Origin of the sequence: Vibrio sp. (assembly GCF_048266485.1) — a bacterium.
Classification (GTDB): domain Bacteria; phylum Pseudomonadota; class Gammaproteobacteria; order Enterobacterales; family Vibrionaceae; genus Vibrio.
Map to the genome: position 1 here is coordinate 59,758 of NZ_JBLWZK010000004.1, position 16,291 is coordinate 76,048.

Annotated in this window: 12 protein-coding genes; 8 read left to right on the forward strand and 4 right to left on the reverse strand. The window is 41.5% G+C overall.

The annotated features are described in order from the left end of the window. Window positions 1-4 precede the first annotated feature (4 nt). From leuC to leuA, 3 genes are all read right to left on the reverse strand, one after another. The gene (gene leuC, locus ACN0T8_RS07445) at window positions 5-1,423 is read right to left on the reverse strand and encodes a 3-isopropylmalate dehydratase large subunit (protein ID WP_417880002.1); all 1,419 of its coding nucleotides are present in this window, start codon (window positions 1,421-1,423) and stop codon (window positions 5-7) included. Window positions 1,424-1,446: 23 nt separating this feature from the next. Beyond that, window positions 1,447-2,535 carry a 3-isopropylmalate dehydrogenase gene (gene leuB, locus ACN0T8_RS07450; protein WP_417880003.1) on the reverse strand — a complete coding sequence of 363 codons (1,089 nt, stop codon included), beginning with the start codon at window positions 2,533-2,535 and terminating at the stop codon, window positions 1,447-1,449. A 105-nt stretch (window positions 2,536-2,640) separates the two neighbouring features. Then, the gene (gene leuA, locus ACN0T8_RS07455; RefSeq protein WP_417880004.1) at window positions 2,641-4,191 is read right to left on the reverse strand and encodes a 2-isopropylmalate synthase; all 1,551 of its coding nucleotides are present in this window, start codon (window positions 4,189-4,191) and stop codon (window positions 2,641-2,643) included. 431 nt (window positions 4,192-4,622) lie between these two features. Between leuA and ACN0T8_RS07460 the strand changes: the two genes are divergently transcribed. From ACN0T8_RS07460 to ilvN, 5 genes are all read left to right on the forward strand, one after another. Continuing rightward, entirely contained in the window at window positions 4,623-5,153 is a 531-nt protein-coding gene (locus tag ACN0T8_RS07460; protein WP_417880005.1) for a phosphatase PAP2 family protein, read from the forward strand. A 5-nt stretch (window positions 5,154-5,158) separates the two neighbouring features. Then, window positions 5,159-6,214, forward strand: a complete 1,056-nt coding sequence (locus tag ACN0T8_RS07465) for an MJ1255/VC2487 family glycosyltransferase (protein WP_417880006.1) — start codon at window positions 5,159-5,161, stop codon at window positions 6,212-6,214. 275 nt (window positions 6,215-6,489) lie between these two features. Beyond that, entirely contained in the window at window positions 6,490-7,461 is a 972-nt protein-coding gene (leuO, locus tag ACN0T8_RS07470; RefSeq protein WP_417880007.1) for a transcriptional regulator LeuO, read from the forward strand. A gap of 471 nt (window positions 7,462-7,932) precedes the next feature. Then, window positions 7,933-9,651, forward strand: coding sequence for an acetolactate synthase 3 large subunit (locus tag ACN0T8_RS07475; RefSeq protein ID WP_417880008.1), 1,719 nt, complete (start codon window positions 7,933-7,935; stop codon window positions 9,649-9,651). Between the two features lies 1 nt (window position 9,652). Further along, window positions 9,653-10,147 carry an acetolactate synthase small subunit gene (gene ilvN / locus ACN0T8_RS07480; RefSeq protein WP_089122190.1) on the forward strand — a complete coding sequence of 165 codons (495 nt, stop codon included), beginning with the start codon at window positions 9,653-9,655 and terminating at the stop codon, window positions 10,145-10,147. 535 nt (window positions 10,148-10,682) lie between these two features. On the opposite strand, the gene pykF is transcribed toward ilvN, so the two are convergent. After that, window positions 10,683-12,095 (reverse strand): pyruvate kinase PykF, encoded by a 1,413-nt coding sequence (gene pykF / locus ACN0T8_RS07485; protein WP_417880009.1) that lies wholly within the window; start codon window positions 12,093-12,095, stop codon window positions 10,683-10,685. Window positions 12,096-12,494: 399 nt separating this feature from the next. Between pykF and ACN0T8_RS07490 the strand changes: the two genes are divergently transcribed. The 3 genes from ACN0T8_RS07490 to ACN0T8_RS07500 all read left to right on the forward strand — a co-directional run bounded on the left by ACN0T8_RS07490 (window position 12,495) and on the right by ACN0T8_RS07500 (window position 16,229). Continuing rightward, the gene (locus ACN0T8_RS07490) at window positions 12,495-13,256 is read left to right on the forward strand and encodes a DeoR/GlpR family DNA-binding transcription regulator (protein WP_417880010.1); all 762 of its coding nucleotides are present in this window, start codon (window positions 12,495-12,497) and stop codon (window positions 13,254-13,256) included. 97 nt (window positions 13,257-13,353) lie between these two features. Continuing rightward, window positions 13,354-15,186, forward strand: a complete 1,833-nt coding sequence (gene glmS, locus ACN0T8_RS07495) for a glutamine--fructose-6-phosphate transaminase (isomerizing) (RefSeq protein ID WP_417880011.1) — start codon at window positions 13,354-13,356, stop codon at window positions 15,184-15,186. A gap of 164 nt (window positions 15,187-15,350) precedes the next feature. Next, on the forward strand, window positions 15,351-16,229 hold the full coding sequence (locus tag ACN0T8_RS07500; RefSeq protein WP_417880012.1) for a LysR family transcriptional regulator: 879 nt from the start codon (window positions 15,351-15,353) through the stop codon (window positions 16,227-16,229). Window positions 16,230-16,291 lie beyond the last annotated feature (62 nt).

The following is a 16,291-nucleotide window of genomic DNA, read 5'->3' on the forward strand; positions in this document are numbered from 1 at the left end:
CTCCTTATGCTTGTTCTAGTGAACGGATATCGACAAAGTGACCGGCAATCGCTGCCGCTGCTGCCATTGCTGGGCTAACGAGATGGGTACGACCATCTCGTCCTTGGCGACCTTCAAAATTACGGTTACTGGTAGACGCGCAGCGCTCTTGTGGACCTAGGCGATCATTATTCATTGCAAGACACATCGAGCAGCCCGGTAAACGCCATTCAAAACCTGCTTCAATAAAGATCTTATCTAAGCCTTCTTGTTCTGCTTGAGCTTTAACTTGCTCTGAACCTGGAACGATCAGCGCTTGAACATTGGCGGCTACTTTACGGCCTTTAGCAACGGCTGCCGCAGCGCGCATATCTTCAATACGTGAGTTAGTACAAGAACCAACAAACACTTTGTCTACCGTGTAGTCAGACAGTTTTTTACCCGCTTCTAACCCCATGTAAGCCAGAGCTTTTTGCGCCGATGCTTTTTCGACTGGATCCGTGAAATCTTGAGGGTTAGGAATAATACCATCAACTGACATGACTTGACCTGGGTTGGTCCCCCAAGTGACTTGTGGTTTGATTTCTGAAGCTTCTAGAGTGACCACTGCATCAAATTGAGCATCATCATCTGATTTTAGAGTCTTCCAGTACTCTACTGCTGCATCAAAATCGGCGCCTTTCGGAGCAAACTTTTTCTCTTTGATGTAATCGAAGGTCGTTTGATCTGGTGCAATTAGACCTGCTTTTGCGCCTAGTTCAATTGCCATGTTACAAACCGTCATTCGGCCTTCCATTGAAAGGTCGGTAATGGCTTCACCACAAAATTCTACGACGTAACCGGTTCCACCAGCAGCGGTTGTTTTTCCGATGATTGCTAATACGATGTCTTTGGCGGTAATGCCTTCGGCAACTTTGCCTTTGACTTCGATTTTCATGGTCTTAGCTTTGGCTTGTTTTAGCGTTTGAGTCGCAAGTACGTGTTCCACTTCGGAAGTACCAATACCGAAAGCTAATGAACCAAATGCGCCATGAGTGGCAGTATGGGAATCACCACAAACAATCGTCATGCCCGGCAATGTAATGCCAAGCTCAGGCCCCATTACATGCACGATACCTTGATATTTATGGTTTAGATCGTACAGCGTGACGCCGAAATCTAAGCAGTTTTTCATCAAGGTTTGCATTTGAATGCGCGCCATTTCACCAGAGGCATTAATATCTTTGGTGGTAGTTGAAACGTTGTGATCCATCGTGGCAAAGGTTTTGCTGACTTGGCGTACCTTGCGGCCTTTTTCGCGTAAGCCATCAAACGCTTGAGGTGAAGTCACTTCGTGTACCAAATGACGGTCGATATATAAAATCGGGTTTTCACCTTGAGCGGCTACGACTACGTGAGCATCATAGACTTTTTCATATAATGTTTTTGATGTTGAGTTTGACATTGCTAGCTACCTGCTCAAATTAATTATAATGACTGAATGTATTGCGCAATCTTGTCACCCATTTCTGAAGTCGAAAGGGCGGGGTTTTTATCAGCAAGATCGGCAGTCAGCTCTCCGGCTGCTAGTGCTTTTGATACTGCTTGTTCGATATCTTGGGCTGCTTGCTCTTCATTTAAACTGTAACGAAGCATTAGTGCTGCTGATAGAATTTGTGCTACTGGGTTAGCGATATTCTTACCCGCAATATCTGGCGCACTACCACCGGCAGGTTCATACAGACCAAACTTGCTTTCATTTAAGCTAGCGGATGGCAACATGCCCATTGAGCCAGTGATCATGGCGCATTCATCAGAAATAATATCGCCGAAAATATTTGAGCAAAGCATCACGTCAAACTGAGATGGATCTTTGATCAACTGCATAGTGGCGTTATCGATGTAGATGTGCGATAGCTCGACATCAGGGTAGCCTTTAGCGGTTTCCTCAACCACTTCACGCCATAAAATTGAGCTTTGTAGGACGTTTGCTTTATCTACTGAGCAGACTTTTTTGTCACGTAGACGTGCTGATTCAAAAGCAATTTTGGCAATGCGCTCAATTTCATAACGATGATAAACCTCAGTATCAAAGGCTTTTTCTTGTGGACCTTCACCTTCACGACCTTTCGGTTGACCGAAGTAAATACCACCTGTTAATTCTCGAACCACCACGATATCAAATCCGCGATCTGAAATATCAGCACGCAATGGTGAGAAGTTTTCTAAACCAGTATGAATTTGCGCAGGGCGCAGGTTACAGAAAAGTTGGAAGTGCTTACGTAGCGGAAGTAAAGCACCACGTTCAGGTTGTTCATTTGGTGGAAGATGTTCCCATTTAGGGCCACCTACCGAGCCAAATAATACGGCATCGGCATCTTCACAGCCTTTGATGGTTGCTTTTGGTAGAGGCGTGCCATGGTTATCAATCGCAATCCCGCCGACATCAAATTCTTGGCGCTCAAATGAAATATCATGCTTTTTTTCAATTGCATCTAGCACTTTTTGCGCTTGTTGCATGACCTCTGGACCAATGCCATCTCCGGGTAAAACAGCAATTTTATATGTACCTGCCATGGTTCTCTTTTCCTTTAAATATGTAATACTTAATTTTATTGTTCGCTGAATAATGTATTACCCAGCGACTTATCTGGTTTCTCGTCTGATTAAACTTATATTTTGTTAAACCGTTTCAATTCTTTTTGATTGCTTGATCTCTGCAATTTTGTCAGCACGCTGAATGCTATTAATAACATGTAATAGCGCTTGGCCTGAAGCCTCAACGATATCAGTTGCAAGCCCGGTGCCGTGATATTTACGTCCTTTGTAATTGGCGATGATATCTGCTTGACCTAGGCCATCTTCACCTTCACCTTTGGCGGTCAGGTCGAATTTATCTAATACGATTTCATAACCAGTTAGTTTGTAGATGCATTGATAAAGCGCATCTACTGGGCCATTACCGACCGCCGCTTCGCATTTTTCTTCTTCGCCACATTGCAATTTAATACTGGTGGTTGCCATTACGCTACCTGATTGCACGCTTAGGTAATTTAACTTAAAGAAATCATCTTCTTCACGCAAGTTAGCAAAGTGCATTAATGACTCTAAATCATAATCAAATACTTGGCCTTTTCGGTCAGCTAGCTTCAAAAAGTCTTCATATAAAGTGTTTAGGTTGTAGTCATCATCACTGTAACCCATGGTTTCCATATGACTCTTAACCGCTGCGCGACCTGATCGGCTGGTTAGATTTAAGGCTTGATTTTTAAGGCCAATAGTCTCTGGTGTCATGATTTCGTAGGTATTCTTATTCTTCAACATGCCGTCTTGGTGAATACCCGATGAGTGACTAAACGCGTTAGTACCAACAATCGCTTTGTTCGATTGAATAGGCATGTTACACAATTGGCTGACAAGTTTACTGGTGCGGTGAATTTCGTCGTATTTAAGACCAGTATGAACACCTAGCAATTCCGCGCGAGTGCGGATGATCATGGCGATTTCTTCTAATGCACAGTTACCAGCTCGTTCACCAATACCATTAATCGTGCCCTCTACTTGGCGAGCACCAGCTTGTACTGCGGCCATGGAAGTGGCAACCGACATACCTAGGTCATCATGGCAGTGTACTGAAATGACCGCTTTATCAATGTTTGGTACGCGATTAAATAGCGTTTCGATGATGCCACCAAACTCACTCGGTAGGGTATAACCAACGGTGTCTGGAATATTGACGGTAGTTGCACCTGCATCGATAGCTGCTTCAACAATGCGGCATAGGTTATCAATTGGTGTACGGCCAGCATCTTCACAAGAAAATTCCACATCATCGGTATATTTACGTGCACGTTTAACGGCATTAACGCCCATTTCTACGACGTCATCATAACTGCGGCGAAGTTTATCTTGTACGTGGATAGTGGAAGTGGAGATAAAGGTATGAATACGGAAGGCTTCCGCTACTTTTAATGCTTCTGCGGCAACATCAATGTCTTTTTCTACGGCGCGGGATAGAGCACAAATACGGCTGTTTTTGATTTGTTTCGCGATGGTTTGAACGGATTCAAAATCACCGGGTGAAGAGACTGGAAAGCCAGCTTCGATAACATCAACGCCTAAACGTTCTAGGGCATAAGCGATCTGTAGTTTCTCTTTTACGGTTAGGCTCGCTGAAAGTGCTTGTTCGCCATCGCGTAGTGTGGTGTCGAATATAATGACTTGATCGTTCATGTTACCTTCCTTGTGATTAATGCTTTGCTATCCAATGCGGTTTATTCGTTGAGTATTTGTGAATAAAAAAGCCCGCATCTGGATGCGGGCTTGTTTGAAATCGTATGTGGTTTTTCGTCCACTGCCTACCCGCGCGATTGAGTCACGATGAGGAGGAGGTTCAGTAGAGTTGAAAATTGTTGAGTCATGCTTGTTACCTTAGCAATGTCTGCGACCACGTAAAAACTGATTCAATTAGTACCGCACTCAAGGGGGATACGTCAACCTTTTGGATGAAAAAATATCCAAATAACTTAATGGTCTCTCATTTGCCAATTTATATGCCGCAATACGTTTTCATCATAAGAACAAAATATCGTCACTTTTTTGTCATTTATCTCCCTTAACTTAGACGGTGTAGTGCTGATTAAGCATTGAACAAGGAGCATATGATGAAAACTATACAGCCGATAGCACGCTTTGATTTAGCATTTTCTTTATTTTGCTTACAACACCGTTTTAATTTGCCAGTTGCTCGTATTAGCAAAGCAATCTCTCATACTGGTGATGGGCATTTATATGCAGTCATGGGGCTATTAACTTGGTGGTTTGAACCAAGATCGGGTCAATACTTTTTACTGGCAGGATTATTAGCATTTTTATTAGAACTGCCGATCTATTGGTTAGCAAAAAATGGTTTTAAACGTCGCAGGCCAGCACAAATATCTGATTTGTTAACGTCTTTTATTACTCCGTCAGATCAATACAGCTTGCCTTCCGGTCACACGGCTGCCGCTTTCTTAATGGCAGTACTATTACAAAACTACTATCCAGAATTTGGTTTGTTGCCTTTTATTTGGGCTGGTTTGATAGGATTTTCTCGCATTTTGTTAGGGGTGCATTTTTTGACGGATATTGTATTAGGCGCGGCTTTGGGAATCAGTTGTGCTCTTGCGGCAATTAATATGTTGGCTGGTGGATAAAAACAATGAAGATCTTATATGGTGTGCAAGGTACCGGAAATGGTCATATCGCTCGAGCACGGGCAATGGCGTCAGCTTTATCTAAACAATCGGATGTTTCGGTTGATTTCTTATTTTCAGGGCGAGATGACAAAGGCTATTTCTCGATGGAAGATTTTGGGGGGTATCAAACTCGACGAGGACTGACATTTACTACTGAAAAGGGAAAAGTCAGCCATATGAAAACCGCTTTGAATACCAACCCTAGTCAGTTATGGAAAGAAGTCTCCGATATGGACTTGGAGGGTTATGATGTGGTGCTCAATGATTTTGAACCGATTACTGCGTGGGCGGCCAAAAAGCAAAATGTGCCGAGTATTGGGATTAGTCATCAAAATGCCTTTCGCTATTCGGTGCCAAAGAAGGGCGCGAGTTGGCTTGATCAAACCTTGATACAACATTTTGCTCCAACTCAACATCATTTAGGTTTGCATTGGTATCATTTTCAGCAACCTATTTTGCCGCCGATAGTTCATACATCAACGCAAATTGATAACCAGAAGCATGACTTCATTCTGGTTTATTTACCTTTCGAGGCTCTACCCGCTATTAGTGACCTTTTGCTGCGCTTCTCCAATCGCCATTTCATCTGTTATCACCCAGAAGTTAAAGAAGTGAGCCAACAAGATCACCTGACCTTTATGCCTTTGTCATACCAAAACTTCCAAAGAGATTTACATGCTTGTCATGGCGTAATTGCCAATGGCGGTTTTGAGTTGCCTTCAGAAGCGTTAACGCTGGGTAAAAAGCTATTGTTAAAACCATTAGATGGGCAATTTGAACAAATGAGTAATGTGGCGACACTTGAATCTTTAGGTTTAGCCAGTTCAATGCAATGGCTTGATCCTAGTATCGTGAGAACTTGGTTGGATGAGGAGCCAGCGGAGCGAGTAATTTATCCCAATGTTGCTGAATCAATTGCCGGTTGGGTCGTGCAAGGTGAATGGGAAAATATCGCCCCCTTGTGGAGTCACTTATGGGATCAAGTCGATTTTCCGCATTATGCTTTGATTAATGAGTAAACAACTTTTACATCATCAATTTAGTCGCTAAATGGTTTTTAGATTAATTTATATATTTTGTTTAACCTTTTGAAATATTGGTGTTTTCAGTGATTTTTTGTAAATAAAAATAATTTAATATCAATACAGTTGCTTCTGATATTGGCTTGGTGAATAGTAAATGCAACCCGACATATTGGCGGGGCAAATACAATCATTATTCGATATCTTTTTGTAGTTGATAATCACGGTCGTTATGTGTGATTGACCTACAACTAAAAGAGGTGCAACACAACATGACGCTTTCTACTGAACCAAAAAATATTGCCCTTAACTTTAGAACAGAAGCCACTTTACGTGGCATAGATCTTAATTTATTGACCGTTTTTGATGCAGTAATGCAAGAGCAAAATATTACTCGTGCGGCGCAGTATTTAGGTATGTCACAACCTGCAGTAAGTAATGCGGTTGCTCGTTTGAAAGTAATGTTTAATGATGAATTGTTCATACGTCATGGTCGTGGTATTCAACCGACTCAACGCGCTCGTCAATTGTTTGGCCCGCTTCGTCAAGCATTACAATTAATACGTAATGAATTGCCGAACTCTATTTTTGTTCCTGAAACATCAGAACAAGTATTTAAATTAGCGGTTTGTAGCCCTTTAGATTTACGTTTTGCACCAAGAATCATGCGTGGTATTGCTGAAAAATCGCCAAGCATTCAATTAAGTCTTGATGCTGATTTTGATCGTCACTTACCTGAAAAGCTTCGTTACCAAGAAGTGGATTTCGTGATTGATTATGCGCGTTTTGAGCAGCCGGGTTACTCAAGTACTGAAATCTTTAGTGACGAGTTAGTCGTGGTGACTGCTGCAAATCACCCACGTATTGGCTCTCAAATTAGCCAAGCCGAGTTCATGACAGAAAAACATGCAACGCTATCGAAAGTAAACGGTGTGCGTAGTTTCTATGAGCGAGTTTATACTGGTGATTTTGCATTCCAAGCGTCTTATCATGGTACAAGTTTAAGTAATATCTTGTACGTAGTTGGTCAATCTGAATTAGTAACAGTCGTTCCTCGTTGGTTGGTTGATTCAATGCCTAACCGCGCAAACTATAAAGTCATGGCTTACCCATACGCCGATAATAAAGTGGCGGGTTACTTAAGTTGGCATGAATCGAGTGAGAAAGATAAAGGTCACATCTGGATGAGAGATCAACTGATGTTAATTTGTGGCGAAACACTTGCTGCAAGCTTGTTGCGATAAACTCTTCTAGAAAGCGCAGTCTTTATTTGATTAGAGGCTGCGTTTTTTTATGTCTATCCCTGCCACTTAAGAACCCAAAATGAGATTAACCTCTCATTGTTAGATTTATTATCTACTGAATTTTATCGGGTTATTGGTTGGTATATTTTGATTGATATTATATATGCAGTCTTTATCACTAATTATGTAGGTTGTTTGTTAGTTTTTATGATTTAAATAATTTTAGAGTAATAGACAAGTTTCTGTTAATGGCGGTAAAGTGATCAAGTTCGAATGTAATTTAGAACTTATGCACCCTAGTTGCTTGTTATGACAATGCAAATAGGTACATAGCAAGGTTGTAGTACTTTTATTGAAATCTAAAGTATAAGCAGCCTGAAGTTTCTTAGGCTAAAAATAAGCCCTAACTATGTAGCACTGAATCATCACGCTTTAATTAAGGATAGTGAGATTCAGTTAACAGGAGGCAACATGGAAATGTTATCTGGTGCGGATATGATCGTCCGCTCCCTAATAGATGAAGGTGTAGAGCACATCTTCGGTTATCCAGGCGGTTCAGTTCTGGATATTTACGACGCTCTACATGAAAAGAGTGATATTGAACACGTGCTGGTTCGCCATGAACAAGCCGCGGTTCACATGGCTGATGGCTATGCACGTGGAACTGGTAAAGTTGGTGTTGTTCTCGTGACTTCAGGCCCTGGCGCTACCAACGCGATTACTGGTATTGCAACTGCCTATATGGACTCTGCACCAATGGTTGTTCTATCGGGTCAGGTACCAAGTAGTCTAATTGGTAATGATGCTTTCCAAGAATGTGATATGGTGGGGATCTCCCGCCCTGTGGTTAAACATAGCTTTCTAGTCACCAAAGCAGAAGATATTCCTGAAACTATTAAAAAAGCGTTTTACCTTGCGTCTACTGGCCGCCCTGGTCCTGTGGTCGTTGATCTGCCGAAAAACGTATTAAATCCATTAGAAAAATTTCCTTATCACTACCCTGATGAAATTAAAATGCGTACTTATAATCCGACAACTTCGGGTCATAAAGGGCAAATTAAGAAAGGATTGAAAGCCTTATTGGCAGCGAAGAAACCAGTGCTTTATGTCGGTGGTGGAGCGATTATTGCAGAAGCTAGCGAGCAATTAATTAAGCTGGTTGAAGCGCTTAACTTGCCAGTAGTCAGCACATTAATGGGTCTTGGTGCTTTCCCTGCAACTCATCATAATTCCCTTGGTATGTTAGGCATGCACGGCACTTATGAAGCCAATATGGCTATGCATAATGCTGATCTTATTTTTGGTGTCGGGGTACGTTTTGATGATCGTACTACCAACAATGTCGAAAAATACTGCCCTAATGCCAAGATCATGCATATTGATATCGATCCATCTTCGATTTCTAAGACTATTCAAGCGGATTTACCTATCGTTGGTTCTGCCGATGAAGTGTTAAATAGCATGTTAAAGCTGCTTGAAGATCAAGGTGTAGAGCAAGATAGCGAAGCGCTTGAAACTTGGTGGCAAGAACTACAAAGTTGGCGTAATCGTAAGTGTTTAGCGTTTGATCATAATTCGGATCGCATTAAACCTCAGCAGGTAGTTGAAACGCTTTACAAGCTCACTAAAGGTGAGGCTTATGTCGCTTCTGATGTAGGGCAGCACCAAATGTTTGCTGCATTATATTATCCATTTGATAAACCACGTCGTTGGATTAACTCTGGCGGTTTAGGCACCATGGGCTTTGGTTTACCAGCGGCAATGGGCGTTAAGTTTGCTATGCCAAAAGAGGAAGTGGTGTGTATTACTGGTGATGGTAGTATTCAGATGAATATCCAAGAACTATCGACCTGTATGCAATATGCTATCCCAGTTAAGATCATTAACTTGAATAACCGTTTCTTAGGCATGGTGAAGCAGTGGCAAGATATGATTTATCAAGGTCGCCATTCTCATTCTTATATGGATTCTGTGCCTGATTTTGCAGCCATTGCTGAAGCTTATGGTCACGTTGGAATTCGTATTAATAAACCTGAAGAGCTAGAAGCTGGCCTACAAAAAGCCTTGGATATGAAAGATCGTCTCGTGTTTGTTGATATTAATGTTGATGAAACTGAGCATGTTTATCCAATGCAAATTAAAGGTGAAGCGATGGATAAAATGTGGTTAAGCAAGACGGAGAGAACCTAATATGAGACATATCATTTCATTATTATTAGAAAACCAACCGGGTTCTTTATCACGTGTTGTTGGCTTGTTTTCACAGCGAGGTTATAACATTGAGTCATTAACCGTTTCTCCGACGGATGATGAAACTTTATCACGTATTAATATCACCACCGCTACCGATGCGCTGCAGCTTGAGCAAATTGAAAAAAACTTACATAAACTTGTCGATGTGTTGAAAGTACAAGAGGTTACAGAGTATGACTATGTTGAGCGTGAGTTAATGTTAGTTAAAGTGAAAGCCAGTGGTTTTTCTCGCGCTGAAGTGCATCGTTTATCTGATGTATTCCGTGGGCAGATTGTCGATGTCACAGCGTCGTTGTTTACCATTCAATTAGCTGGCGATAGTGCGAAATTAGATGCCTTCATCAAAGCGGTATCTGAAATGACCGATGTCATTGAAGTTGCGCGTAGTGGGGTGGTGGGTATTGCTCGGGGAGAGCGTGCTTTAAAAGCATAACATCAGTTACTTTATAGATCATAACGTAATAACAGATAACGCAGCCGACAGGTTGCGTTTTTTTATGCTCCAATTTTTTATACTCAATTTGCCTTGCCTAAAGCTTGTTTTATTCTTGCTGAAACTCGCAGCTTGAAGTTACTTGGGTATATGAAGAAAAGATCTAAGACGTTAGTCTAATAAATCGGTAAAACTTCACTAAACTTATTGAATGAATATTTACCAATTTCGGTGAGTAGCTTATGTCTAATGTCGTGGTTGTTAGAATAACAATTGCTAGTTTGTTAGTACTTGCTATCAATATTAGTGCTTTATATTTCTTATTGTTGGTGGTGTTGCTGAACACTCATCATCAGGAATTTTTTGGTTGGTAATGGTGCAGTAAAGGTAGTATCTAATATAGGGAAGAAGGTGATAGGGAAGATAGTGCAGTGAGTTGTACAACTAAAAGTGGATTGTGTTTTGTTGGTGTAAGGAAAGTATAAAAAAGGAGGCCAATTGGCCTCCTTTTGGTATTTCTATCCGTTCGTTTTAATTAAAGAACGTGAACAGAAGATGTGTTAGTTGTACCAGATGGTACTAGAGCACCAGAAACCATAACGGTTACATCGCCTTTCTTGCCATAGCCTGTTTCTAGCGCTAGAGCTATACCTTGACGATAGAAGTCTTCAGTATTATTGATAGACTCAACAACGATTGGCGTTACACCTTTAGACAAGCAAAGCTGTGCTGCAGTCTTAGTGTTAGTTGTAACGGCAATGATTTTCGCTGTCGGGAAGTATTTGCGAACTGAACGAGCAGATTTGCCAGCTTCAGTTGCCACAACGATAACTGGAGCGGCAAGTTTCTCGGCAGTTTCTACTGCTGATTTACATACTGCTTCTGTGATACGTAGGCGAGGGCTGTCTAAACGAGAACCGAGTTCTGCTTTTAGAGCTTTATCAGTACGAGCACAGATTTGCGCCATGATAGTTACCGCTTCAACAGGGTATTTACCTTTCGCAGACTCACCAGAAAGCATTACTGCATCAGTGCCATCCATGATTGCGTTTGCCACATCACCCGCTTCTGCACGAGTTGGACGTGGGTTTTTGATCATAGAATCAAGCATTTGAGTTGCAGTAATAACCACTTTACGTGCACGGTTACATTTCTCGATCATCATTTTCTGAGCGAAGATTACTTCTTCAACTGGGATCTCAACACCTAGGTCACCACGAGCCACCATGATGCCGTCAGACGCTTCTAAAATCTCATCGAAGTTATCCACACCTTCTTGGTTTTCGATTTTAGAGATGATTTGGATGTTTTCGCCGCCGTTTGCACATAGCAATTCACGGATTTCTTTTACATCGTCTGCTTTACGGATGAAAGAAGCAGCAACGAAATCAACGCCTTGTTCACAACCAAATTTAAGGTCAGATTTATCTTTTTCAGCTAGTGCTGGAAGTTTTACTGAAACACCGGGAAGGTTAACACCCTTGTTTTCGCCTAGGTCACCGTTGTTTAACACTTTACATTTCACTTCTGTATCAGTCGTTGAAACAACTTCCATTTCAATAAGACCATCGTCTACTAGGATAGTATCACCAGCGTTAAGGTCTTGAGCGAAACCAGGGTAAGTTACCGCTACAGTGTTTTTGTTACCCACAACAGAAGTATCGGTTGTGAATGTGAAATCTTGACCAGCAACTAGAGTAACATCGTTGCCGTTTTCTAGCTTGATAGTGCGGATTTCAGGACCTTTAGTATCTAAAAGGATCGCAAGTTGCTTACCTGTGTTCTTCATTACTTGGCGAAGGTTAGCAATACGGTTGCCGTGCTCTTCGAAATCACCGTGTGAAAAGTTCAAACGCATTACGTTCATGCCAGCGTTTGCTAGCTCAGTTAGTTTCTCAATAGATTCAGTTTTCGGGCCAATCGTACATACGATTTTGGTCTTTTTCATGAGTAGATACTCTCCGGTAAGTAATATTACATTTTTCAATTTTTACACGTTTTAATCGCAAGCAACTTGATTGGTTGAGTGCATTAAAACAGAAATTCTTTGCTGAGTTTTTATTGCATGAGCTACATTGTAGTCATTATTCCCATTCTCGCATGGCCACACTTCATTTTCGTTGCAGCCACCATTTCATTTTGCAGTCTGCGAGGGGCTGCGTTGTAATTTTGTTTCTTAAATAAGGGTAATAATTTTACCAGTCTTTGTGGGGAAGATCACGATACTTACTTGTCTTAGAGCAAGGTTTCTTCGAAAAACATTTATTTTTTATAGTGAAAAAAATAGACAATTAAGTTTCGATTGTGTTTAATGTGTTTCGTTTCGAAACTTTGTTGGTTTTATTTTATGTCAAAACGAAATACTCAACAGCGACGTCATCTTATTGTTCAACAAGTAAATGAATTGGGTGAGGTTAGTGTTGAAGCATTGAATAAGCAATTCAATATCTCTGAAGTCACTATAAGAAAAGACTTGTCAGCATTAGAAGCTAGTGGTTTGCTATTGCGCCGTTACGGAGGGGCAATCTCTTTACCTAAAGAAATTATCAATGAAGCATTTTCGGAAGAAGTTTCGAAGCGAAAGGTTGAGTTGGCGAAAGCCGCAGCATCGCTTATTAAAGATCACCATAGAATCATTATTGATAGCGGTAGCACTACTGGTGCTTTGATTGAACAACTTAATTACAAGCGTGGTTTAGTTGTGATGACCAACTCACTGAATGTTGCTAATGCATTAAATGCACTAGAAAGTGAACCCACATTACTAATGACAGGTGGAACTTGGGATACCCATTCGGAATCATTCCAAGGTCAAGTCGCAGAACAAGTGCTTCGCTCTTATGATTTTGATCAGTTATTTATTGGTGCAGATGGCATCGACTTAGATCGAGGAACCACCACATTTAATGAACTTTTAGGTTTAAGTCAGGTGATGTCCGAAGTAGCACGCCGTGTGGTAGTGATGGTGGAATCTGACAAGATTGGTAGAAAAATTCCAAATTTAGAACTGGCATGGGACAAAGTCGATGTGTTGGTAACTGATAATGGCATCACTGACGAACAACAAGCACAAATACAGAAATATAACGTGCAAGTGCTGATTGCCTAATATCAAAAAACTTAACACTTAAAATTAATCAATTTATTAAATTACGCTTTACCACCTTTTGCTTGCTGTTGGTAAAGGAATAAAAAAGGATAACAATATGTGTGGAATCGTTGGTGCTGTTGCGCAGCGTGATATAGCTGAAATTCTTGTTGAAGGTTTACGTCGTTTGGAATATCGCGGCTATGATTCAGCGGGCGTCGCAGTGGTCAATGCTGATTCAAACATGACGCGCGTGCGCCGCTTAGGCAAAGTACAAGAATTAGCCGATGCAATTGAAGCTGCCGATGTGTTTGGTGGTACTGGTATTGCTCATACTCGTTGGGCAACTCATGGTGAACCTTCGGAAATTAATGCTCATCCACACGTTTCTAATGATATTTCGGTGGTACACAACGGCATTATTGAAAATCATCAAGCATTGCGTGAAACCTTGCGTGAACGTGGTTATGTGTTTGAGTCTCAAACGGATACTGAAGTGATCGCTCATTTAGTTGAATGGGAACGTCGTACTTCTGAAACATTAATCGAAGCATTGCAAAAAGCGGTTAAGCAGCTTGATGGTGCTTACGGTACGGTCGTATTTGATCGTAAAGATCCAAGCCGTGTAGTTGTTGCACGTTCAGGTAGCCCGATTGTGATTGGCTTAGGATTGGGTGAAAACTTTATCGCTTCGGATCAATTGGCTCTATTAAATGTCACTCGTCGTTTTATGTACCTTGAAGAGGGGGATGTTGCTGAAGTGACTCGTCGGGATGTGACCGTTTTTTCTGAGAATGGTGAACGAGTAGAGCGTACGGTTTCTGAATCAAGCGCAGAGCATGATGCAGGTGATAAAGGTCAATATCGCCACTTTATGCAGAAAGAAATCTTTGAGCAGCCAACCGCATTAATTAACACTATGGAAGCTCGACTCACCAAAGATACTGTGGTGACGGAAAGCATCGGTGTGAATGCTGCCGAGATCCTATCTAAAGTTGAACATGTGCAAATCATCGCTTGTGGTACGTCTTATAATGCTGGTATGACAGCACGTTATTGGTTTGAGTCTTTGGCTGGCGTCAGTTGTGATGTGGAAATTGCATCAGAATTCCGCTACCGAAAATTTGTTACTCGTCCAAATAGCCTGTTGATTACCCTATCTCAATCGGGCGAGACAGCAGACACCTTAGCCGCATTACGCTTAGCTAAAGAAAAAGGCTACATGTCAGCGATGACCATTTGTAATGTCGCCGGCTCATCTCTTGTTCGCGAGTCGGACTTTGCTTTTATGACACGTGCTGGTACTGAAATTGGCGTAGCTTCAACTAAAGCTTTTACTACTCAGCTAGCAGCGTTATTAATGCTAGTTACTGCAATGGGTAAACAGCAGCAACGTATCGATAGTGCAAAAGAAGCGGAAATTGTGGAAGCTTTGCATCTACTGCCTTCTCAAATTGAGAAAGCACTCGCTTACGATAAAGAGATTGAAGCCTTAGCCGAAGGTTTTGCCGATAAACATCACACGCTATTCTTAGGCCGTGGTGAGTATTATCCCATTGCACTAGAAGCTTCTTTAAAGCTTAAGGAAATCTCTTATATTCATGCAGAAGCTTATGCTGCGGGCGAGCTAAAACATGGTCCTCTAGCGTTAATTGATGCCGATATGCCAGTGGTAGTTGTTGCGCCAAATAATGATCTACTTGAAAAGCTTAAATCAAACATCGAAGAGGTCCGTGCTCGTGGTGGTTTACTGTATGTGTTTGCGGATGCAGGTGCAGGGTTTGAAGCAGACGAAAGCATGAAGATCATTAATCTTCCACATGTCAGCGAGATCACCGCGCCAATCTACTACACCATTCCAATGCAGTTGCTTTCTTATCATGTTGCTTTGATTAAAGGCACCGATGTCGATCAGCCTAGGAACCTAGCCAAGGCAGTGACGGTTGAGTAATTTCATTTTAAATTAATGGTTTACATACGATTCTAGCAATTAAATATTGGTTGTGACTAAATGGCTGTGTTCCGGTTTGGACACAGCCATTTTTATATCACCTATATTAGGCAATCTTTCAAAAATTGTTTATTATTCTGAGACTTTCATTAGGTGAGTCAGCTATGAACTTGTCACAAATAGAAGCATTCTGCACCGTTGCTAATACCGGTTCCGTTTCTGAAGCGGCCCGACAGCTAGAATGCAATCGCACCAAACTTAGTATGGCAATTAAAGCACTTGAAACGGATCTAAATGTTAAGTTGTTTATCCGCACTGGCAATAACTTAACCTTGTCTGAGATTGGTAAGGCGGTTTATAAGGATTTTGAAAGTATTCTTATTACCACTTCACGTGTTCGTCGCATTTGTTCTCAAGTTTCTAAAGAGTTTGCCGCTGAAATATGGATAGCTCGTGATGACGCCTTGCCGGATATGTTATGGCAGGAGTTTGCCCATTCGCTTAGTAAGCAGTTTCCTAGTACTTCGTTTAATATCATTCTGGCTTCTAGTGGCGACTTGGCCAATTTAGTCGCCACACAACAAGTGGATTTTGCATTTGGAGTGGATTACGAACATATCGATGATGCTCGTATTGTTCGTCAGCCTCTGGGTAAAATTCGCATGATGTCGGTGTGCAGCTCAACCCACCCATTAAGCAAAATTCAACGAGTGACAGATGAAGAATTACGTAAGTCTATGCAAGCAGTCATGGCTTACTTGAATGAGCAAGATAATGCCAGTTTAGAGCCTTTTTCTCGTCGCTATATTGGTTTCTCTAGTTTTGAATACATGCTTAATACCATATTGACTGAATCAGCATGGGGAGTACTTCCTGAGCCATTGATTCGTCATCACTTGCGTGAACAGCGCCTTTCGGTGATTCGCCACACTTATGGGTTAACCCAAGAAGATTTTTGTATGTTCAGTGTTGCTGAAGGCGCTGATAGTCCTGCCATTGATTGGTTAGTCGATAAAGTGAGTGATTATCTATTCGACTTCTAAAGTATTTTTAGTCTTCTTTACTTTGCTAGGTCAGCCAGTGTCATTTAATTTGACAGTTAATT